This window comes from Streptomyces sp. L2 (assembly GCF_004124325.1).
Classification (GTDB): Bacteria; Actinomycetota; Actinomycetes; order Streptomycetales; family Streptomycetaceae; genus Streptomyces.
This window is the reverse complement of sequence record NZ_QBDT01000001.1, coordinates 4406844-4428025: the sequence shown is the minus strand read 5'-3', so window position 1 is coordinate 4428025 and position 21182 is coordinate 4406844. Positions and strand designations below refer to the sequence as shown.

General features: G+C 73.1%; 20 protein-coding genes. 7 read left to right on the top strand and 13 right to left on the bottom strand.

Annotated elements, in window-relative coordinates; all coding sequences use genetic code 11:
* Positions 1-7: 7 nt before the first annotated feature.
* The 3 genes from DBP14_RS19765 to DBP14_RS19755 are packed head-to-tail and all read right to left on the bottom strand — an operon-like array spanning position 8 to position 1762.
* Positions 8-907 carry a GNAT family N-acetyltransferase gene (locus DBP14_RS19765; protein WP_129308492.1) on the bottom strand — a complete coding sequence of 300 codons (900 nt, stop codon included), beginning with the start codon at positions 905-907 and terminating at the stop codon, positions 8-10.
* Between the two features lie 4 nt (positions 908-911).
* A complete protein-coding gene (locus DBP14_RS19760; RefSeq protein WP_129308491.1) occupies positions 912-1313 on the bottom strand; it encodes a Zn-ribbon domain-containing OB-fold protein in 402 nt (133 codons plus the stop codon).
* The gene (locus tag DBP14_RS19755) at positions 1310-1762 is read right to left on the bottom strand and encodes a DoxX family membrane protein (RefSeq protein WP_129308490.1); all 453 of its coding nucleotides are present in this window, start codon (positions 1760-1762) and stop codon (positions 1310-1312) included. Before DBP14_RS19755 ends, DBP14_RS19760 begins: the two co-directional genes overlap by 4 nt.
* Before the next feature lie 177 nt (positions 1763-1939).
* Here DBP14_RS19755 and DBP14_RS19750 point away from each other — a divergent pair, with 177 nt between their 5' ends.
* From DBP14_RS19750 to DBP14_RS19740, 3 genes are all read left to right on the top strand, one after another.
* Positions 1940-3118 (top strand): NAD(P)/FAD-dependent oxidoreductase, encoded by a 1179-nt coding sequence (locus DBP14_RS19750; RefSeq protein WP_129308489.1) that lies wholly within the window; start codon positions 1940-1942, stop codon positions 3116-3118.
* A 324-nt stretch (positions 3119-3442) separates the two neighbouring features.
* A complete protein-coding gene (locus DBP14_RS19745; RefSeq protein ID WP_129308488.1) occupies positions 3443-5671 on the top strand; it encodes an acetate--CoA ligase family protein in 2229 nt (742 codons plus the stop codon).
* Positions 5668-6474 carry an enoyl-CoA hydratase-related protein gene (locus DBP14_RS19740; RefSeq protein ID WP_129308487.1) on the top strand — a complete coding sequence of 269 codons (807 nt, stop codon included), beginning with the start codon at positions 5668-5670 and terminating at the stop codon, positions 6472-6474. Before DBP14_RS19745 ends, DBP14_RS19740 begins: the two co-directional genes overlap by 4 nt.
* Before the next feature lie 27 nt (positions 6475-6501).
* Here the strand turns inward: DBP14_RS19740 and DBP14_RS19735 are convergent, their stop codons facing one another.
* Positions 6502-6891 (bottom strand): PPOX class F420-dependent oxidoreductase, encoded by a 390-nt coding sequence (locus tag DBP14_RS19735; protein ID WP_129308486.1) that lies wholly within the window; start codon positions 6889-6891, stop codon positions 6502-6504.
* A gap of 120 nt (positions 6892-7011) precedes the next feature.
* Here DBP14_RS19735 and DBP14_RS19730 point away from each other — a divergent pair, with 120 nt between their 5' ends.
* Complete coding sequence (locus DBP14_RS19730; RefSeq protein WP_129311970.1) at positions 7012-7623, top strand: flavin reductase family protein; 612 nt, start codon at positions 7012-7014, stop codon at positions 7621-7623.
* 425 nt (positions 7624-8048) lie between these two features.
* Here DBP14_RS19730 and DBP14_RS19725 read toward each other — a convergent pair whose 3' ends face one another.
* Positions 8049-9365: an MFS transporter gene (locus DBP14_RS19725; protein ID WP_206739306.1), complete on the bottom strand. Its 1317-nt coding sequence runs from the start codon at positions 9363-9365 to the stop codon at positions 8049-8051.
* Between the two features lie 71 nt (positions 9366-9436).
* Here DBP14_RS19725 and DBP14_RS19720 point away from each other — a divergent pair, with 71 nt between their 5' ends.
* A complete protein-coding gene (locus tag DBP14_RS19720; protein WP_129308485.1) occupies positions 9437-10438 on the top strand; it encodes a helix-turn-helix domain-containing protein in 1002 nt (333 codons plus the stop codon).
* A gap of 34 nt (positions 10439-10472) precedes the next feature.
* On the opposite strand, the gene DBP14_RS19715 is transcribed toward DBP14_RS19720, so the two are convergent.
* The 3 genes from DBP14_RS19715 to DBP14_RS19705 form a co-directional block, all read right to left on the bottom strand.
* Positions 10473-11522 carry a Zn-dependent alcohol dehydrogenase gene (locus DBP14_RS19715; RefSeq protein ID WP_129308484.1) on the bottom strand — a complete coding sequence of 350 codons (1050 nt, stop codon included), beginning with the start codon at positions 11520-11522 and terminating at the stop codon, positions 10473-10475.
* A complete protein-coding gene (locus DBP14_RS19710; protein ID WP_129308483.1) occupies positions 11522-12676 on the bottom strand; it encodes an acyl-CoA dehydrogenase family protein in 1155 nt (384 codons plus the stop codon). The genes DBP14_RS19715 and DBP14_RS19710 overlap by 1 nt, the downstream gene beginning before the upstream one ends.
* Positions 12677-12976: 300 nt before the next feature.
* Positions 12977-13888, bottom strand: a complete 912-nt coding sequence (locus DBP14_RS19705) for an SDR family oxidoreductase (RefSeq protein WP_129308482.1) — start codon at positions 13886-13888, stop codon at positions 12977-12979.
* Positions 13889-13974: 86 nt separating this feature from the next.
* Here DBP14_RS19705 and DBP14_RS19700 point away from each other — a divergent pair, with 86 nt between their 5' ends.
* The gene (locus DBP14_RS19700; RefSeq protein ID WP_129308481.1) at positions 13975-14901 is read left to right on the top strand and encodes a cyclase family protein; all 927 of its coding nucleotides are present in this window, start codon (positions 13975-13977) and stop codon (positions 14899-14901) included.
* A 271-nt stretch (positions 14902-15172) separates the two neighbouring features.
* Here DBP14_RS19700 and DBP14_RS19695 read toward each other — a convergent pair whose 3' ends face one another.
* From DBP14_RS19695 to DBP14_RS19675, 5 genes are all read right to left on the bottom strand, one after another.
* Entirely contained in the window at positions 15173-15655 is a 483-nt protein-coding gene (locus DBP14_RS19695) for an ATP-binding protein (protein ID WP_129311968.1), read from the bottom strand.
* Between the two features lie 18 nt (positions 15656-15673).
* The gene (locus DBP14_RS36120; RefSeq protein WP_164992364.1) at positions 15674-15811 is read right to left on the bottom strand and encodes a hypothetical protein; all 138 of its coding nucleotides are present in this window, start codon (positions 15809-15811) and stop codon (positions 15674-15676) included.
* Between the two features lie 359 nt (positions 15812-16170).
* Complete coding sequence (locus tag DBP14_RS19685) at positions 16171-17163, bottom strand: acyl-CoA dehydrogenase family protein (protein ID WP_129308480.1); 993 nt, start codon at positions 17161-17163, stop codon at positions 16171-16173.
* A 3-nt stretch (positions 17164-17166) separates the two neighbouring features.
* Positions 17167-18300: an acyl-CoA dehydrogenase family protein gene (locus DBP14_RS19680; RefSeq protein WP_129308479.1), complete on the bottom strand. Its 1134-nt coding sequence runs from the start codon at positions 18298-18300 to the stop codon at positions 17167-17169.
* Positions 18300-19520, bottom strand: a complete 1221-nt coding sequence (locus DBP14_RS19675; protein ID WP_129308478.1) for an amidohydrolase family protein — start codon at positions 19518-19520, stop codon at positions 18300-18302. Before DBP14_RS19675 ends, DBP14_RS19680 begins: the two co-directional genes overlap by 1 nt.
* 138 nt (positions 19521-19658) lie before the next feature.
* On the opposite strand from DBP14_RS19675, the gene DBP14_RS19670 reads away from it, so the two are divergent.
* Positions 19659-21161 carry an AMP-binding protein gene (locus DBP14_RS19670; protein ID WP_129308477.1) on the top strand — a complete coding sequence of 501 codons (1503 nt, stop codon included), beginning with the start codon at positions 19659-19661 and terminating at the stop codon, positions 21159-21161.
* Positions 21162-21182: the final 21 nt, after the last annotated feature.

The following is a 21182-nucleotide window of genomic DNA, read 5'->3' as shown; positions in this document are numbered from 1 at the left end:
CGCCCCCTCACTCCCCGAACCCGTACACCGCGAAGTCGGCCACCTCCCGGTAGCCGAGGCGCTGGTACAGGGCGTTGCTGGTCGGGTTGGCCAGGTCGGTGAAGAGGAGCACCTCGGTGACCCCGGACGCCACGGCCGCCGCGCTCACCGCGGCTGTCACCGCGCCCGCGTATCCGCGTCCCCTGAGGTGGGCCAGGGTGTAGACGGGGGCCAGGCGGACCTGGCCGGCGATCTCCGGCGTGGCCCCGGCCATGGAGACGGGCGTGCCGTCGGGGGTCTCCCACAGGGTGATGCCGCCGTAGGCGATGCGGGCGTCGGCCCACTGCTCGGCGGGCTGTCCCGCTCGCAGGCCCGCGGCTTCCTTGAACTCCGTGTGCCAGCGGATGAGCAGGTCCCGGTCGGCGGGGCCGGCGACGCGAGGGCGGCCCTCCGGTGCGGGGCGCGGGGGCGTCAGCTCGGTGAGGCGGTACAGGCGTTCGCGCTCCCGCAGCTCGGCCGTCGCCCCGGTCAGGCGCTCCCACTCCTTGGCGAAGGCCTCCGCCGTGTCCCGCTCGGCCATGACGTCGGGGACCGGCAGGCCGCGCTCGGCCAGGTGGGCCGCCAGCGCCTCCGCGTCGGCGGCCGTGAGCGGGGTGATGTTGACGGGGAACGGCGGTGTCCGGAACCACACGCCCCGCACCCCGCCGGTGTGTTCGCCGAGGATGCCGTACTGGGGAGGCTCGTCGCCGTACATCCCCGTACCACGGCGGCGCAGGGCGTCCGTCACCGTGAGGGGCACGGTGTGCAGGGCGGGCCGGGAGCTCAGGAAGTCCCCGGCGCGGCCCAGGAAGTCGTCCAGGTCGTCCGTCAGTTGCCAGTCATCGGCGTCAGGGGCGTCAGCGGGGCCGGCGGGGCGGTCAGCGTCCATCCGCTCATGATCGCGCTCGGCTCGCCGGTCTGAACACCGGATTTCCGTCCCGGAACGCCACCTCCAGCTCCATTCCGGCCAGAGGCTCACCGCAGTCCACCAGCTCCGTCATCATGCGCGGCCCCTCGGCCAGGTCCACGACGGCGGCCACGTACGGGGTGCGGGAGCCGAAGGGCGGCAGGTCGTTGCGGTGGACCGTGGACCACGTATAGAGGGTGGCCCGGCCGCTCGCCCGCTCCCAGGTGACGTCCTCGCTCCAGCAGTGAGGGCAGAACTCGCGCGGGTAGTGGTGGGCGCGGGCGCAGGCCGCGCAGCGGCGCAGCAGGAGCCGGCCCTGTGCGGCCGCGTCCCAGTAGGGGCGGGTGAAGGCATCCGGTTCGGGGAGGTCGTGGCGGGCGGTGGTCACGCGAACCACCCCGCCGCCGCGTCCAGCGACCACACCTGCCAAGACATGCCGAAGAACGCGACGGCGGAGATCAGCGCCATCATGGTGTTCTGGCCCTGCTCCGCCCAGTCGTGGATCATGAGGGTGAAGTAGAGGGCGTTCAGCAGCAGCCCGGCGATCAGGGCCACGGGGGTCAGGAAGCCGAGGACCAGGCCGAGTCCGAGGGCGAGTTCGGCGTTGACGACGACGTACGCCATCACCTTCGGGTGGGGTTTCACGACCGTGTCGAAGCCGGCCCGGACCGCTTCCCAGCGGTGTTCCGCGGCCACGCCCGCCGCCCACGCGATGCCGGTCCCGCGCTCGAACCAGGCCTTCTTGTCCTTGTGCCGCCAGCTCTCCAGCCACCACAGGCCGAGGCCGATCCGCAGCACGGCGAGCCACTGTGCACCGTCGAGCCAGATCGCATGCATGAATCTGACGCTACGTCAGTTCGCCGCTCCTTGCCGAGGGGGCTGCACGGTTTCCCTCACATCCGGCCCGGGTGCGACACCGGCCGCGCGCACACCTTCCACAGCCGTGATCAATCCGCAACCAATTCCGGTCTTGACCGAGACCCATCAACGGGGCATGTGATTACGCTCGCGCTCATGGCCGTCTCCCGTCCCTCCGCCGCGCTCCTCCCGCCGACCACCGACGACCGCCCGGTGTACGTCATCGGTGCCGGTCCCGGTGGCCTGGCCGCCGCGTACGCGCTGCGGGCGCGCGGGATACGGGCCGTGGTGCTGGAGAAGTCCGACGCGGTGGGCGCCTCCTGGCGCGGGCACTACGACCGGCTGCGGCTGCACACCACCCGCCGTCTGTCCGCCCTGCCGGGGCTGGCGATCCCGCGCCGGTTCGGGCGCTGGGTGGCCCGGGACGACGTGGTGCGGTACCTGGAGAAGTACGCCGAGCACCATGAGCTGGAGATCGTCACCGGCGTGGAGGTGTTCCGCGTCGAGCGGGCGGCGGACGGCGAGGGCTGGCTGCTGCACGCCTCCGGCGGACGGCGGCTGACCGGCAGCGCGGTCGTCGTCGCCACCGGCTACAACCACACCCCGCGCGTCCCCGACTGGCCGGGCCTGGAGGGCTACGGCGGTGAGTTCCGGCACGCCGGTGACTACCGCGACGCCGAGCCGTACGCGGGCCGGGACGTGCTGGTCGTCGGGGCCGGGAACACCGGCGCCGAGATCGCCGTGGACCTGGTGGCGGGCGGGGCGGCGCGGGTGCGGCTGGCCGTGCGGACGGCCCCGCACATCGTGCGCCGCTCGACCTTCGGGTGGGCCGCCCAGTACTCGGGGGTGCTGATCCGGCGGGTGCCGGTGGGTCTGGCCGACCGGCTCGCCGGGGCGCTGGCCCGGCTCAGCGTGCCGGATCTGTCGGCCCAGGGTCTTCCCCGGCCCACCGAGGGCTGCCTCACCCGGGCCCGGGCGGGCGCGATCCCGGTGCAGGACGTGGGGATCATCGACGCCGTGCGCACGGGGGCGGTGGAGGTCACGGCCGCCGTGGAGTCGTTCGAGGACGGGAAGGTGGTCCTCACGGACGGGAGCCGGATCTCGCCGGACGCGGTGATCGCGGCGACGGGCTACGTCCGGGCGCTGGAGCCGGTCGTCGGGCACCTGGGCGTACTGGACGAGCGCGGGCGGCCCGTGGCACACGGGAAGCGGACGCCGGCCGAGGCCCCCGGCCTGTACTTCACCGGGTTCACCAACCCCATCAGCGGGATGTTCCGGGAGCTGGCGCTCGACGCGGAGCGGATCGCCAAGGCGGTGGCCCGCCGGCTGCGGTAGCCGTACACCGGCCTGCGTACACCGGTCCGCACACACCAGTCTGCGTAGCCCGGTCCGTGCAGACCGGTCCGTGCAGACCGGTCCGCGCAGACCGGTCCGTCACACGCCGGTCCGCTTAGACCGGTCCGTCACAGGCACGTCCGCGTACACCCGTCCGTCACACGCCGGTCCGCGTACACCGGCGTGCGCACGCCTGCCCATTCGACCCTACGAAGCAGTAGTCGTCGTAACTTTGCCGTTCCAGCCCATTCCTGACGCTCCGTCAATTCAAGTAACCTGACAGAGCGTCAGCTATTTGCCACCACGAGAGGGCGGGGCGGAACGATGCTTGGATCAACCCACGGCACCCTCACCACCGACGCCCGCCGGGCCCGGGTCATCGCCTGCGGCGAGCAGCGGACCGGACCGGTCGTGCACGGCCGCGCGGACGACGCCGACGACCTCGACGTCAGCGGACGCCCCCTGTACGCGGACGTACCCGATCTGGCGCGGTTCTTCCGGCCCGAGTCCCTCGCCGTGATCGGCGCCTCCGACACCGAGGGGCGGCCCAACACGGGCATCACGCGGCAACTGCTGGCCTGGGCCGAGCGGGTGGGGGTCCGGGTGCACCCGGTCCACCCGAGCAGGCCGTCGGTGTTCGGGATCCCGTGCCGGCCGTCGGTCGCCGAACTGCCCGAACAGGTCGACCTGGCCGTCCTGCTGGTGGCCGATCCACTGCCCGTGATCGAGGAACTCGCCGAGGCGAAGGTGAAGTTCGCGGTCGCGTTCGCCTCCGGGTTCGCGGAGACCGGCGCGGCGGGCGCCGAGGCCCAGCGGCGGCTCGCCGAGGCGGTACGGCGGTCGGGGCTGCGGCTGCTCGGCCCGAACACCAACCTCAACGCCTTCGAGCGGTTCCGGGACGACCTCGACGGGCCGGCGATCGCGCTGATCACCCAGTCCGGGCACCAGGGCCGGCCCGTGTTCGCCCTCCAGGAGCTGGGCATCCGCCTCTCGCACTGGGCGCCGACCGGCAACGAGGCCGATCTGGAGACCGCCGACTTCATCTCCTACTTCGCCGAGCAGCCGGAGACCGGTGCCATCGCCGCCTATGTGGAGGGCCTGAAGGACGGCCGCGCGTTCCTGCTGGCCGCCGACCGCGCCGCCCGCCGCAAGGTGCCGGTGGTCGCGGTGAAGGTGGGCCGGACCGAGGCCGGGTCCCGTACGGCCGCCTCGCACACCGGCAAGCTCACCGGCGCCGACGACGTCGTGGACGCGGCCATGCGCCAGTACGGCGTCGTCCGCGTCGACGGCCTCGACGAACTCCAGGACACCGCCGCCCTGCTGGCGCGGGCGCGAGCGCCGCTCGCCGAGGGCGTCGTCGTGTACTCCATCTCCGGCGGCACCGGCGCCCACGTCGCCGACCTGGCCGCCGGGGCGGGGCTGCGGCTCCCCCGGCTCTCGGAGCCGAAGCAGGCCGAGCTGCACCAGTGGATACCCGAGTACCTGAGCGTCGCCAACCCGGTCGACAACGGCGGCCACCCGGTCGGCGACGAACGCGGCCGGAAGATCATCGACGCGATCCTCGCCGACCCGGAGGTCGGGGTGCTGATCTGCCCGGTCACCGGCCCCTTCCCGCCGCTCAGCGACAAGCTGGTCCGGGACCTGGTGGACGCGGCCGAGCAGACCGACAAGCTGGTGTGCGTGGTGTGGGGATCGCCGGTCGGCACCGAGCCGGCGTACCGGGACGTCCTGCTGGGCTCCTCCCGGGTGGCCACCTTCCGCACCGTCGGCAACTGCCTGACCGCCGTCGGCGCCTGGCTCGCCCACCACCGCTTCACCGCCGACTACCGCTCCCCCTTCGACGAGGCCCCGCGCGCCCTCTCCCCCTCCTACCGCAAGGCGGAGGCACTGATCCGGCCCGGTCAGCAGCTCAGCGAACACGCGGCCAAGCAACTGCTGCGCGCCTACGGCATCCGGGTGCCGCGCGAGCAGCTGGTGACCAGCGCGGCGGCCGCAGTCCGGGCCGCCGCCCAGGTCGGCTACCCGGTGGTGATGAAGGCGTCCGGCGCGCGGATCGCCCACAAGACCGAGCTGGGCCTGGTGAAGATCGGCCTGACCTCGGCCAGCCAGGTCCGGGACGCCTACCGCGAGCTGACCGACATCGCCCGCTACGAGGGTGTCCCGCTGGACGGCGTGCTGGTCTGCCAGATGGTCGAGCAGGGCGTGGAGATGGTCGTCGGCGTCACCCACGACGACCTGTTCGGGCCGACCGTCACGATGGGGCTGGGCGGGGTGCTGGTGGAGGTGCTGCGCGACACCGCCGTACGCGTGCCGCCGTTCGGGGAGCGGCAGGCCCGGGACATGTGCGCCGAGCTGCGCGGCCGGGCCCTCCTCGACGGGGTGCGAGGGCGGCCCCCCGCCGACCTGGACGCCCTGGTGGAGGTCGTGCTGCGGGTGCAGCGCATGGCCCTGGAACTGGGCGACCGGATCGCGGAGCTGGACATCAACCCGCTGCTGGTGCTGCCCCAGGGGCAGGGCGCGGTGGCGCTGGACGCGCTGGTGATGTGCCGGTGAGCGGCGAGGAGCACGCCGCCGGTGCCGTACGGCACGAGGTGCGGGACCAGGTCGCGTACCTCACCCTCGACCGTCCCGAAGCCCTGAACGCGCTCACGCCGGCGCTGCGGGACCGGTTGACCGCGCTGCTGGAGCAGGCGTCGGCGGACCCGGACGTGCGGGCCGTTGTCCTCACCGGGACCGGGCGCGGGTTCTGCGCGGGCGCCGACCTGCGCGGCCCGGGAGGCGGTGGGGAGCGGGTCGCCGGGGACGTGGCCCGGACGATCCGGCTGGGCGCCCAGCGGCTGGTCTCGGCCGTGCTGGACTGCGAGAAGCCGGTGCTCGCCGCCGTGAACGGCACGGCGGCCGGGCTCGGCGCGCATCTCGCGCTCGCCTGCGACCTGGTGCTGGCCGCCGAGTCGGCCCGGTTCATCGAGGTGTTCGTGCGGCGCGGGCTGGTGCCGGACGGCGGCGGGGCCTATCTGCTGCCCAGGCTGACCGGCCCGCAGCGCGCGAAGGAGCTGATGCTCTTCGGGGACGCGCTGCCGGCGGCGGAGGCGGAGCGCCTGGGCCTGGTCAACCGGGTCGTGCCGGACGCCGATCTGGCGAAGACGTCCCGCGCGTGGGCGGCTCGTCTGGCCGCCGGGCCGACCCGGGCCCTGGCGCTGACCAAGCAGCTCGTCAACGCCTCCCTCGACGGCGACCGGGCCGGCGCCTTCGCCGCCGAGGCCGCCGCCCAGGAGATCAACATGACGACCGGGGACGCCGGGGAGGGACTGCGGGCCTTCGTGGAGCGCAGGAGCCCCGGCTTTACCGGCCGGTGAGGCCGTCGGTGACCGGCGGGGTCAGGGTCACTGGAAGGTGGCGTGCCGCGGGCGCAGGCCCAGCAGGACGCGGTGCGGGGCGTCGGGGATGGGGCGCTCGAAGGTCATGCCGTAGCGCTCGGCGAGCGTGAAGAAGCCGTCGGTGGAGGGGTCGTCGACGATCTCCTCGATCGTGCCGCGCACCTCCAGGTAGCGGTACGGCTTGTCGGGGTCGTTGACGGAGAGGGTGGCCTGCGGGTTCTTCACGATATTGCGGTACTTGTGGCGCCGCTTCTCCGTGGTGAACCACAGCAGTTCGCCGTCCCAGCGGAACCAGACCGGGTTGACCTGCACGGCGCCGTCCGGGCGCAGGGTGCCGAGGTGGCCGAAGAGGGGCCGTTCGAGCAGGTCGGTGTGGGACTCGGGAATCACGGTCATGAGGACTTCTCCAGCGTGCGGCACGGACATCGGAACTCCGTAACCGTACTTGGCCGGACACCCACCGCGACGGGCACCGCTCTTCCCATCTGACGGTTCGTCAACTTCAATGGAGGGATGATGGGTCACGCAGGGGCGGCGGCCGCCGCTGTCCGGTATCTGAGGTCGGCTCCGGCGGCGGGGCCGGTGGAGGCGTTGGCGCGGCCCGAGTTGCGGTGTGTCGGCGCGGACGAGCGGGCGCCGGTGGAGGCGGCCGAGTTCCGCCGGGTCCTCGGGAACTTCGCGACCGGCGTGACGGTCGTCACCGCGCCCGGCACCGGGGACGCGCCCTCGCCGGCCGGCTTCGCCTGTCAGTCCTTCTCGTCGCTCTCCCTCGATCCGCCCCTAATCTGCTTCATGGTGGGCCGTACGTCCTCGACCTGGCCGCGCATCGCCGCCGCGGGCGTCTTCTGCGTCAACGTACTCGGCGCCGGGCAGGGCGAGTTGTGCCGGGCCTTCGCGGTGAGCGGCGCGGACAAGTTCGCCGGGGTCGCCTACGACGCGGCGCCCGTCTCCGGGGCGCCGCGGCTGGCCGGCGCCGTCGCCTGGGTGGACTGCGCCGTCCACGCTGTGCACACCGGCGGCGACCACCTCGTCGTCGTCGGCCGGGTGCACGCCCTCGGCGACGCCGACGCGGAGGGCGCACCGCTGGTGTTCCACCGGGGGCGGTTCACCGGACTGTCCGGCGCCTGAGCGGGCGCCGGCGGGCCTCAGGAGACGGGCGCCCGCGGGCCTCAGGAGACGGGTGCCGGCGTGCCGCCCGAGACGGGTGCCCGCGGGCCTCAGGAGACGGGTGCCCGCGGGCCTCAGGAGACGGGTGCCCGCGGGCCTCAGGAGACGGGTGCCCGCAGGCCTCAGGAGACGGGTGCCCGCAGGCCTCAGGAGACGGGTGCCCGCAGGCCTCAGGAGACGGGTGCCCGCAGGCCTCAGGAGACGGGTGCCCGCGGGCCTCAGGAGACGGGTGCCCGCGGGCCTCAGGAGACGGGTGCCCGCGGGCCTCAGGAGACGGGTGCCCGCGTGCCGCCCGAGACGGGTGCCCGCGGGCCTCAGGAGACGGGTGCCGGCGTGCCGCCCGAGACGGGTTCCCGCGGGCCTCAGGAGACGGGTGCCCGCGGGCCTCAGGAGACGGCCAGGACGGGCTTCGGTGGCGTCGTCCGCCTGATCACCAGGGCCATCAGGGCCGCCGCCGCGCACAGCGTGCCGGACGCGTACCAGACGACGTCGTAGGAGCCGAAGACGTCGCGGGCCACGCCGCCGAGGTAGGCGATGACGGCCGCGCCGATCTGGTGGGAGGCCAGGACCCAGCCGAACACGATGGCGCTGTCCTCGCCGTAGTGCTCCCGGCACAGCGCCAGGGTGGGCGGGACGGTGGCCACCCAGTCCAGGCCGTAGAAGACGATGAAGAAGAGCATCGGCGGGTGGACCGAGGGGGCCAGGAGCATGGGCAGGAAGAGGAGCGAGACACCGCGCAGGGCGTAGTAGACGGCCAGCAGACGGCGCGACTCGAAGCGGTCGGTGAACCAGCCGGAGGCGACCGTGCCGACCACGTCGAAGACACCGATGACCGCGAGCAGCGAGGCCGCCGCCGTGACCGGCATGCCGTGGTCGTGGGCGGCCGGCACGAAGTGGGTCTGGACGAGGCCGTTGGTGGAGGCGCCGCAGATCGCGAAGGTCCCGGCGAGCAGCCAGAACGGCCCGGTGCGCACGGCGGAGCCGAGGACGGTGACCGTGCGGCGGGCGGCGCCGGTCACCGGCGGCGGCTTCGGCACGAACTCCTCGGCGCCGTACGGCTTCAGACCGACGTCGGCCGGATGGTCGCGCAGCAGGATCCAGACGAACGGGACGACGGCGAGCGCGGCCAGGGCCACGGTGACGGCCGCCGGACGCCAGCCGTGGTGCTCCACCATCCAGGACAGCAGCGGCAGGAAGATCAGCTGGCCGGAGGCGGAGGCCGCGGTGAGGATGCCGGTGACCAGGCCCCGGCGCTCGGTGAACCAGCGGTTGGTGACCGTGGCGGCGAAGGCGAGGGCCATCGAGCCCGAGCCCAGGCCCACCAGCAGGCCCCAGCACAGCAGCAGTTGCCAGGCCGCCGTCATCCACACCGTCAGGCCCGAGCCGAGCGCGATCACGGTCAGCGCGACGGCGACCACGCGGCGGATGCCGAAGCGGTCCATCAGCGCCGCCGCGAACGGCGCGGTGAGGCCGTACAGGGCGAGGTTGATGGAGACGGCCGCGCCGATCGTGCCGCGCGACCAGCCGAACTCCCCGTGCAAAGGGTCGATGAGCAGTCCCGGCAGGGAGCGGAAGGCCGCCGCGCCGATGATCGTGACGAAGGTGATGGCGGCGACGAACCAGGCCCGGTGCACGCGCCGGCGCCCGAGGGGCGCCCGGCCGCGCCGGGTGGGGGAGACGGCGGCTTCGCTTGTCTGAGTCACGTCATAAAGGGTGCGGTAGCCGCACCCTCCGAACGAGTGGCCCGAGGGACAGCATTCGCTAGGATCGGGCCATGACCTCTTCCGGCCGGAAGCACCGTCCGCACCGCGTCGTCGTCCTCGCCCTGGACGGCCTGCTCCCCTTCGAGCTGGGCATCCCGCACCGCATCTTCGGCCGCCCGAGGGACGCGGACGGCCGGCCGCTGTACGAGGTCGTGACCTGCTCGGTACGGCCGCCCGGCCCGGTCGAGACGGACGCCGACTTCGCCATCCACGTGGCCCACGGCCCGGAGGCCCTGGCCACCGCCGACACCGTGATCGTCCCGGCGTCGTACGAGATGGGGCCGGTCTACGACGAGGGCAGGCTCACCGGGGAGCTGGCCGCCGCGCTCGCCCTGATCCGGCCCGGCACCCGGCTGGCCTCCATCTGCACCGGCGTGTACGTCGTCGCCGCCGCCGGTCTCCTGGACGGCCGCCCGGCGGCCACGCACTGGGCCGACGCCGACCGCTTCCAGCGGCTGTTCCCGAAGGTCCGGGTCGACGCGGACGTGCTGTTCATCGACGACGGTGACGTGCTGACCTCGGCCGGGGTGGCCGCCGGGATCGACCTGTGCCTGCACATGGTGCGCGGCGACCACGGCACGGCCGTCGCCAACGACGTGGCCCGGCACACGGTCGTGCCGCCGCACCGCGACGGCGGCCAGGCCCAGTACATCCACCGCCCGGTCCCCGACCCCCAGCTCGCCACGACCGCCGCGGCCCGCGCCTGGGCGCTCGGCCGGCTGCACGAGCCGATCCAGCTGCGCGACATGGCCGAGCAGGAGGCCATGTCGGTGCGCACGTTCACCCGGCGCTTCCGCGAGGAGGCCGGCGTCAGCCCCGGCCAGTGGCTCACCCGGCAGCGGGTCGAACGGGCCCGGCACCTGCTGGAGTCCACCGACCTCTCGGTGGACCAGGTGGCCCAGGAAGCGGGCTTCGGTACGGCCCAGTCGATGCGGCAGCACCTGCAGCAGGCGCTCGGGGTGACGCCGACGGCGTACCGTCGGACGTTCCGGACGACCGCGCTGCGGATGTGAGCACGGGGGGACGGAGGCCGGGGGCAGGATGCGCTCAGAAGGTGAGCACCCCGCGCGCCACCCGGCCCGCCTCCGCGTCCGCGCGGGCCTTCTCGAAGTCCTCCACCGGATAGGTCTCGGTCACCAGCTCGTCCAGCAGCAGGCGCCCTCGGCGGTACAGCCCGGCGTACAGGGCGATGTCCCGCTGGGGGCGCGAGGAGCCGTAGCGGCAGCCCAGGATGGACTTGTCCAGGTACATGGAGGAGACCAGGAAGGACGCCTCGGCCGTGGCCGGGGGCACGCCGAGGAGGACGGCCTGGCCGTGCCGGTCGAGGAGGTCGACGGCCTGCCGGATCAGCTCGGTGCGGCCCACGCACTCGAAGACGTGGTCCGCGCCCGTGGGCAGCAGCTCCCGTACGCCGTCCGCCGAGGTCAGGAAGTCGGTCGCGCCGAACCGCCGGGCCACCGTCTCCTTGGCCGGGTTGGCGTCCACGGCGACGATCCGGAGGGCGCCCGCGAGCCGCGCGCCCTGGAGGACGTTCAGCCCGATGCCGCCCGTCCCGATGACGACGACGCTGTCCCCGCGGTCCACCCGCGCCCGGTTCAGCACCGCGCCGACCCCGGTCAGCACCCCGCAGCCGATCAGCGCGGCGGAGGTCAGCGGGATGTCCTTCGGGATCGGTACCGCCTGCACCGCCTTGACGACCGTGCGTTCCGCGAACGCCGAGTTCGAGGCAAACTGGTGGACCGGGCGGCCGGCCCGGGAGAAGGGTCTGCCGGGCCGGCCGATCGCCTGCCGGCACATGGTCGGCCGGCCCCGGTCGCACTCCGGGCAGGTGCCGCAGTTGGCGAGCGTGGACAGGGCCACGTGGTCGCCGGGCGCCACATGGCCGACGCCGGCGCCGACCGCCTCCACCACCCCGGCGCCCTCGTGGCCGAGCACCACGGGCGCCGGGAACGGGATGGTGCCGTCCACCACCGACAGGTCGCTGTGGCACAGCCCGGCCGCCGCGATCGCGACCAGCACCTCGCCCGGCCCCGGCTCCCGTACGTCCAGGTCGTCGACCACCTGGACCCGCTCGCCGTCGAACACCACGCCACGCATCACACGGCCCCCTTCGGTTCCCTCGGCAGACCGAGCACCCGCTCGGCGACGATTGTGCGCTGCACCTGGTCCGAGCCGCCGTAGATGGTGTCGGCCCGGGAGAACAGGAACAGGTACTGGTCCGCGTCGACCTCGTACGGCGCCTCCGCCGACCAGTCCTTCGGTCCTACGGCCGCCTCGGCGCCCCGCACCCGTACGGCCAGCTCGCCGAGCCGCTGGTGCCAGTTGCCCCACAGCAGCTTGGCGACGCTGGGCGCGGCCGGGTCCGCGTCACCGCCGAGGGTGCGCAGCGCGTTCCAGCGCATGACGCGGAGTCCGGCCCACTGGCGCACGAGCGCGGCGCGTACGACGGGGTCGTCGGCGGCTCCGGTGCGTACGGCCGTGCGCACGACCTGGGCCAGCTCCTCGGCGAAGCCGATCTGCTGGGCCAGGGTGGAGACGCCGCGTTCGAAGCCGAGGAGGCTCATCGCGACGGCCCAGCCGTTGCCCTCGCCGCCGACGAGGTGCGCGGCACGCGCGTGTGCCCCGTCGAAGAAGACCTCGTTGAACTCGCTGGTGCCGGTCAGCTGGCGGATGGGCCGTACGTCGATCCGGCCGGGCTGGTCCATGGGCACGAGGAGGAAGCTCAGACCGTGGTGGCGGCGGGAGTCCGGGTCGGTGCGGGCGAGGACGAAGCACCAGTCGGCCTCGTGGGCGAGGGAGGTCCAGATCTTCTGGCCGCTGATGCGGTAGCCGGAGCCTGTGCCGTCCCGGACCGCCGTGGTGCGGATGCCGGCGAGGTCGGATCCGGCGCCGGGTTCGCTGTAGCCCTGGCACCAGAGTTCCTCGCCCGCGGCGATGGGTGGAAGGAAGCGGGACTTCTGCTCCTGGGTGCCGTGGGCGATGAGGGTGGGCGCGAGCAGTTTCTCTCCGATGTGCCCGGAGCGGGGCGGCGCTTGGGCCCGCGCGTACTCCTCGGCCCACACGACCTGCTGCGTCAGCCCGACGACCCGGTTCCCGTACCCCTCCTCACCCCACCCCAGCCCGATCCACCCCCCTTTCCCGAGGGTGCGTTCCCAACTCCGGCGGTCGACCCGTGGTGTGCCGTGCTCACCGAGCCAGGCGCGGGTTTCACCCCTGAACTCCTCGTCCGCTCCACTGAACGCAAACTCCATACGAGCCACCTCAATCGCTACCGAAAGGACAGCGGGCCGGGCGTGGGTCCGCTCACCGGCGCTGACAGGGTGCCGCCGCGCCCACCCGTGCCGCCCCTAGCAGCACGCATGCCCGCGGCTGGGGCGGCTGGGAAGCCGACCCCGGGGCCAGTGCCCCGTCAGGGGCGCGGGGAACTGCGCGACAAGCCCCCACGCACCCGCACGTGCCCCACCACCGCCACCACCCCCAGGGGCGCCGGGGAACTGCGCGAAAAACCACCACGCACCCGCGCTCGCCAGACCACAACGCGGCCCGAGTCATCAGGCGTTCGGTCGAGCCGCGCCGCGCGCCGCGGATTCCATCGCCGCCAGTTGCGACAGCATCGGCATGGGATCCGCCCCCACGCTCCCCCCCAGCACCTCCCCCACCCGGGCCGGAGTCCACCCCCCCTCCACGTGAGCCGAACGCAGTTCCCTCGGCTGGGCCCAGACCGCGATCTTCGGCCCGGCGACGGTGTAGACCTGCCCGGTGATGCCCTGCGCGGCAGCCTCCCCGGACAGGAGGTAGACGACCAGCGCGGCCACGTCCTCCGGCTCACCGATCTCCTTCAGCTCCATCGGCACCCCCGCCGACATCCGCGTACGGGCGACGGGCGCGACCGCGTTCGCGGTCACCCCGTACTTGTTCAGCCCCAGCGCCGCACTGCGGACGAGCGAGATGACGCCGCCCTTGGCCGCGCTGTAGTTGGCCTGGGAGACGGACCCCTGATGGTTGCCGCTGGTGAAGCCGATCAGGGTGCCCGACCGCTGCCGGCGCATGACGGCAGCCGCGGCGCGGAAGACGGTGAAGGTGCCCTTGAGGTGGGTGGCGATCACCGGATCCCACTCCTCCTCGGTCATGTTGAACAGCATCCGCTCGCGCAGGATGCCCGCGACGCACACGGCCCCGTCGATCCGCCCGTACCGTTCGAGCGCGGTGTCCACGACCCGCCGCCCGCCCGCCATGGTGGAGATGTCGTCGGCGACGGCGACCGCCTCCCCGCCGGCCGCCTCGATCTCCTTGACGACGGCGTCGGCGACCTCGCTCGCCGGCGCGGTGCCGTCGGCGGCGACCCCGTAGTCGTTGACGACGACCTTCGCTCCCTCGGCGGCGGCCGCCCGCGCGACCGCCCGGCCGATGCCCCGCCCGGCGCCCGTCACGGCGACGACCCTGCCTGCCAAGAAGTTCCCCACGTCCGGCCCCTTCCCGCGGTTTCTGACGGTCCGTTAGATTTTATGGCGCGCCGGACGGTCGGACACAAGCCCCGGGGAGGCACCGGATGTCACTGCCGGACGAGTTCCACGACATCGCCAAGCGGGTGAACAACTGGGGGCGTTGGGGGGCGGACGACGAGATCGGCACCCTGAACCTGATCACGGACGCGGTGGTGCGGGAGGCCGCAGCGACCGTGCGCACCGGCCGCCGCGTCCCCCTCGCGCTGCCGCTGAAGCAGGACGGCGTGCAGACCGGGATGATCCCGGGGCGGGTCAATCCGCTGCACGCGATGGTGCAGGTCAACCAGGAGCTCTTCGGCCCCGGCACGGTCGCGTGCAGCGACGACGTGGTGACCATGGGGCTGCAGGCCGGCACCCACTGGGACGCGCTGACGCATGTCTCGCACTCGGGGCGGCTCTACAACGGCCGCCCGGCCGGCACCGTCACCGCGCACGGGGGCGCGGAGTTCGCCGGGATCGACAAGGCGCGGCACGTCGTCTCGCGCGGGGTGCTGCTGGACGTGGCCCGAGCGCGGGGCGTGGACCGGCTGGCGGGCGGGCACGCCGTCACGCCGGAGGACCTGGCGGCGGCGGAGGAGTTCGGCGGGGTGCGGGTGCGCGCCGGGGACGTCGTGCTGGTGCGGACCGGCCAGGTGCGGGTGTATCTGGCCGGGGACAAGCACGGGTACGGCTATCCGTCGCCGGGGCTGTCGGTGCGCTGCCCGGAGTGGTTCCACGCGCGCGATGTGGCGGCGGTCGCCAACGACACCCTCACGTTCGAGATCTTCCCTCCGGAGATCGAGAACCTGTGGCTGCCGGTGCACGCCCTGGACCTGGTGGAGATGGGGATGCTCCAGGGCCAGAACTGGAACCTCGAAGAGTTGTCCACAGCCTGTGGAGAAGAGGGGCGGTACGCGTTCCTGCTGTCGGCGATGCCCGAGCCGTTCGTCGGAGCCACTGGAACTCCGGTCGCCCCGGTGGCCGTTTTCTGAACGACCCCGTCCCGCGGCCGGGTTGGCGGCGCGCCCCCCACGCACACGCCCCCACGCATGCGTCACGCGCCGCCATCCGACTCGACCCACTCTCGACGAGGGCGTCCCCCCTCGGCCCCTGCCCTCGTCGTCCCCTCGCGGCGAATCGTTGCCCACAAGCGTGTTCAAGCAGTCACCGGGCGTCAACACGGGTGGAGCGATTCATCACTTACATCCCTTTTGCAGGACCCGCGCACGGGTGCACCACCCGGCGCACCACCGCACCGGGCGGTCACACCGCCTCGTACGCCAGATCCTCGTACGCGGACCGTCCGCCCCCGTACGCCACCGCCGCGCCCTCCCCGGCGGCGTCGCACCGGTCGAGTTCGCACCAGATGCTCTTGCCGGCGTCGTCGGAGCTCCAGCCCCAGCGGTCGGCGAGGCAGTCGACGAGCGCGAGGCCCCGGCCGCCGGTGGCGTCGCCGCCGACGCAGCGCGGGACGGGCGCGCGGGTGCTGGTGTCGGCGACCTCCAGGCGGACGGTGGCCGTGGCGGCCGCGTCCCCGAGGTCCGCCGCCGCTCCCGGCAGGGAGAGGCGCAGCACGGCCGGACGGCCGGTGTGCACCACGGCGTTGGTCACCAGTTCGGAGACGAGCAGGACCAGGGTCTCGGCCACGGGTTCATCGTCCCCCGCGCCCCATCCGGCGAGCCGGGAACGGACCCACCTGCGGGCCCGCCCCACCTCCGCGGGGTCGGGCCGGATCTCCAGCTGCACTTGAAGCACCTGCACCGCTCACACCATCCGAACCGGCGGACACATGACCGCACGCCGTGCGAACGCCGCAGCAGAGGCCGCGACGAGCATCACGACGAGGGCCACGATCGTAGCCATTTTCTGCATGACCAGAACAACAGCCAGCGCAGGGGTCACGGAACGTGATTCCCTTGAGAGACAGCATGGTTGACGTACAGTCACTCCAACAAGCGCTTCAGGCATATTCCAGCGCGAAGGAGTACCCGTACGGCATACTGTGCGACGCTCAAGCGGAGGAGTCGAACAGGCGGTGGCGCAAGCCCTTACCGCCCCGCGAGCAGCGGCGCGCACCGTACGGCCCGGAGAGGCCCCCGGGGCGCCTCCGGCACGGCACTGGCTCGGAACCACTCGCACACCGGACAAGGTACCGGAGGGGCCGCCCGGCGACCGCCCGTGACGAGTCACGTCGAGGACACAACCCGGTATCGACGCTCCGTGATTCCGGCGTTGCCACGATCGGCGACATCGCGCGCCGCTCAGGTCAGCAGATCGGCGGCCAGCAGCTCCTCGTGCTCCGCGCTGCCGCCGCCGCGCGCGGCGCGCACCCAGGCCCGCTTCAGGTGGAGGTGGACGTCCGCCTCCCAGGTGAAGCCCATGCCGCCGTGCACCTGGAGGCAGTCGCGGGCGCCGCGTACGGCGGCCTCGTCGGCGAGGAGGCGGGCGGCGGCGATGTCCTCCGGGGTGGCGGTGAGGGCGGCGGCGTAGACGGCGGCGCGGGCTGTCTCGGCGCGGACCAGCATGTCGGCGCAGAGGTGTTTGACGGCTTGGAAGGCGCCGATCGGGGTGCCGAACTGTTCTCGGGTCCGGGCGTGTTGCACGGCGAGTTCGCAGACGCGGAGGGCGGTGCCGAGTTGTTCGGCGGCGGTGAGGAGGTCTGCGACGCGGGGTGAGGTGGTGCCGGTGCCGTCGGTATGCGGTGCGGCGGTGTCGGTGCTGGGCGGGGGTGGGGTCGCTTGCCCACGCTGAAGAGGTGCCGCTGCGCCCACCCGTGCCGCCCCAGCGGCACGACTGCCCGCAGCTACGTACCTCCGGTGCAAGGGCGTGAGTGGGTCCATGGAGCGTAGAGGCGTGGCTCCGGTCGTGTCTCCGTGTATGACGTCCGACTCCTCCAGCCATTCCACCAGGTCGCCGTCGACCGAGGTGACGACGGTTTCTCCGGTGGCGGCCCCGGGGACCGTGGCCGCGGCCAGGTGGGTGGCGACGGTGGGGCCGGGGAGGAGCGAGCGGCCGACTTCCTCGAAGGCGAGGACCGCTTCGGGGAGGCCCAGGCCGATGCCGCCGGCCCGTTCGGGAAGGCAGAGGGCGAACAGGCCTGCCTCGCCGAGGGCGCGCCAGCGGGTCCGGTCGAGGCGGGGCGGGCCCACCGCGTCGGCCGCCGCGCGGAGTTCCCCGGGGCCGAACAGCCGGGCGAGTACGTCCCGTACGCCCTGCTTCAGCGCCCGCTGGTCGTCGGTCAGTCGGAACCGCACGGGTCACCGCCCCTTGGGCAGGCCGAGGATGCGCTCGGCGACGATGTTGCGCTGGATCTGCGAGGTGCCCGCGGCGATGGTGTACGACAGCGAGGAGAGCCGGTCGGCGACCCAGGGGCGGTCCAGGTCCAGGCAGCCGGTGCCGAGGACGTCGGCGGCGGTGTCGTACAGCTCCTGGCGGGCGTGCGAGTACCTCAGTTTGAAGACCGAACCGCCGACTCCGGGCACCGAGCCGCTCGCCTCGGCCTCGCTCACGTTCCACTGGGTGAGCCGCCACAGCGCCCGGAACTCGGCGTTGAGGCGGCCGAGCCGGCGGCGCAGCCCGGGGTCGTCCCAGCGGCCGTTGTCGCGTGCCGTGCGGGCGAGTTCGGCCAGCACCCGGCGGCAGGCGACGACCTCGCCGACGAAGGCGGTGCCGCGTTCGAACGACAGCGTCACCATGGTGACGCGCCAGCCGTCGTTCTCCGCGCCGACCCGGTTGGCGACCGGCACCCGCACCTCGTCCAGGAACACCTCGGCGAACTCGGCGGACCCGGCGAGCGTGCGCAGGGGCCGTACGGTGATGCCGTCGGCGTCCATGGGCATCGCGAGCCAGGTGATGCCCCGGTGCTTGGGGGCGTCGGGGTCGGTGCGGACCAGCAGTTCGCACCAGTCGGCGACCTCGGCGTGCGAGGTCCAGATCTTGGACCCGCTGACCACGTAGTGGTCGCCGTCGCGCCACGCGCGCGTGCGCAGCGCGGCCAGGTCGGAGCCGGCGCCGGGTTCGCTGAACCCCTGGCACCACACCTCGTCCCCGCGCAGGATCGGGCCCAGCCAGCGCTCCCGCTGGCCGGGGGTGCCCTCGGCGGCGATGGTGGGTCCGGCGTGCAGCAGGCCGACGAAGTTGGCGCCCACGTAGGGCGCGCCGGCCTTCTCGGTCTCCTCCAGGAAGATGAGGCGCAGGGTCGGGGAGGCGTCCCAGTGGACCTCGCCGTACCCGGCGTCGTACAGCATGCGCTGCCAGCCGGTGTCGTACGCCCTGCGCGCGGGCCAGTCGTCGGGAGACGGCTTCGGCGGCAGGGTGGGCAGCGTCGTGCCGAGCCACTTGGCGAGCCGGGCCCGGAACTCCTCTTCCGCCGGCGTGTACGAGAGGTCCATCAGGTGTCGAGGCCCCGGTCGAGGTCCCGGTCGAGATCCAGGTCCAGCATGCGGATGGCGTTGCCCCGCATGAGCTTGTGGACCGTCTCGTCGTCGAGGCCCTTCACGTGGTCGAGGGCGACGTCCTTGGTGTGCGGGAAGGTCGAGTCGACGTGCGGGTAGTCGGTCTCGAAGGTGGCGTTGTCCCGGCCGACGACGTCGAGCGAGGCGACGCCGTGTTTGTCGCGGAAGAAGCAGCAGAAGATCTGCCGGTAGTAGTACGTCGACGGCGGTTCCGGGATCAGGTCCCGGACGCCGCCCCAGGCGCGGTGTTCCCGCCAGACGTCGTCGGCGCGTTCCAGCGCGTACGGGATCCAGCCCATCTGGCCTTCGGAGTAGGCGAGCTTGAGCGCCGGGAACTTCACCAGGACGCCGCTGAACAGGAAGTCCATCATGGAGGCCATGGCGTTGTTGAAGCTCAGCGAGGCCTGGACGGCGGGCGGGGCGTCCGGGGAGGCGGCGGGCATCTGCGAGCTGCTGCCGATGTGCATGTTGACGACGGTTCCGGTCTCCTCGCAGGCCGCGAAGAACGGGTCCCAGTACCCGGAGTGGATGGACGGCAGCCCGAGGTGGGTGGGGATCTCGGAGAAGGTGACCGCCCGTACCCCGCGCGCGGCGTTGCGCCGGATCTCGGCGACGGCCAGGTCCACGTCCCAGAGCGGGATGAGGCAGAGCGGGATCAGCCGGCCGCCGCTGTCGCCGCACCACTCCTCGACCATCCAGTCGTTGTAGGCGCGCACGCAGGCGAGCGCGACCTCCTTGTCGTGGGCCTCGGCGAAGGTCTGGCCGCAGAAGCGCGGGAAGGTGGGGAAGCAGAGGCTGGCCTCGACGTGGTTGAGGTCCATGTCCTTGAGCCGCTCGGCGGGGTCCCAGCAGCCGGGCCGCATCTGGTCGCGGGTGATGCCCTCCAGGGTCATCTCGTCCCGGTCGAAGCCGACGGCGGCGATGTTGCGCTTGTACGGGAACCTGAGGTCCTCGTAGAGCCACCAGTCCGTCGGCGGGCCGTCCGGGTCCATGGTGATCTGGTACTTCCCGCCGACGTAGGCGAGTTCGCCGATCCCGGCGGTCAGCGGGCGGGGCCCGCGGTCCCGGTACCGGGCCGGCAGCCAGGTGTCGAAGAGGTGGGCGGGCTCGATGACGTGATCGTCGACGCTGATGATGCGGGGCAGTTCGGTAGCCATGGGTCCCCTCCGCCGGACAGGCGCGGCAGGTGTCCGGTTCGGGTGGCGACCGGACCCTGCTCATCTGATGGTCCGTCAGATAGCATGGCACCTGACGAGTCGTCAGCCAAGCAGTCGTCAGCCACGCAGGGGGCACCCGTGAACGAGACCCCGCACTCCCTGGGTTCCGCACCCACCCTGTGGGACCTGGTCGCCCGCCGCGCCCGCCTCACCCCCGACCGCCCGGTCCTCCTCCAGGACGACCGCACGCTCACCTTCGGGGAGCTGCGCGACCGGTCCGAGCGGGTCGCGGCCGGCCTGTACGGCATGGGCGTGCGCCCCGGCACGGTCGTCGCCTGGCAGCTGCCCACCCGCGTCGAGACGGTCCTGCTGTCCTTCGCGCTGGCCCGCCTGGGCGCCGTACAGTCCCCCGTCATCCCCTTCTACCGGGACCGCGAGGTCGGCTTCGCGCTGCGCGAGGCCAAGGCGGAGTACTTCGCCGTACCGGGCGTCTGGCGCGGCCACGACCACACGGAGATGGCCCGCCGGCTCGGCGCGCGCGGGGTGTTCGAGGCGTACGACGACCTCCCGGACGGCGACCCCGCCGTCCTGCCCGCCCCGCCCGCCGACGGCACCCCGGTCCGCTGGATCTACTGGACCTCGGGCACCACATCCGACCCCAAGGGCGTCCTGCACACCGACCGTTCACTGATCGCGGGCGGCTCCTGCCTCGCGCACGCGCTGCGCCTGACGGCCGACGACGTGGGCTCGATCGCGTTCCCGTACGCCCACATAGGCGGCCTCGACTACACGGTGATGCTGCTCCTCTACGGCTTCCCGGCCGCCCTGTTCGAGCACTTCGCCCTGCCCGGCGCGCTCGACGGCTACCGGCGGCACGGCGTGACGGTGGCCGGCGGCTCCACGGCGTTCTACTCGATGTTCCTCACCGAGCAGCGCAAGCAGCCGGGCGCCAAGGTCGTCCCGACGCTACGGCTGCTGGCCGGCGGCGGCGCCCCCAAGCCGCCCGAGCTGTACCACGCTGTCGTCCGCGAGATGGGCGTCCAGCTCACCCACGGCTACGGCATGACCGAGGTCCCGATGATCACCATGGGCGACCCGGAGGACACCCCCGCGAACCTGGCGGCCACCGAGGGCCGGCCCCCCGAGGGCATGGAGATACGGATCGTCGACGGCGAGGTCCGGCTGCGGGGGGAGGCCGTCTGCCGGGGCTACCTCGACCCCGGCCAGTCGGCGGCCGCCTTCGACGAGCAGGGCTTCCTGCGCACCGGCGACCTGGGCCACCTGACCGCCTCGGGGCACCTGGTGCTCACCGGGCGCCGCAAGGACGTGATCATCCGCAAGGGCGAGAACATCTCGGCGAAGGAGATCGAGGACCTCCTCGCCACGCACCCGTCGGTGGCCGACGCGGCGGTGATCGGCCTGCCGGACGCCGAACGCGGGGAACTGGTCTGCGCGGTGGTGGAACAGCGTCCGGGCACCGCGGAGTTGACGCTCCCGGGCATCGTCGCCCACCTGCGCTCGCTGGGCCTTTCGGTACACAAGCTCCCCGAACGCGTCGAAGTCCTGCCTGAACTCCCCCGCAACGACACCCTGCGCAAGGTCCTCAAGTACCGCCTCAGGGAACTGCTTTCAGGCCAGTGACGCGGCACGGCCGCTGATGCC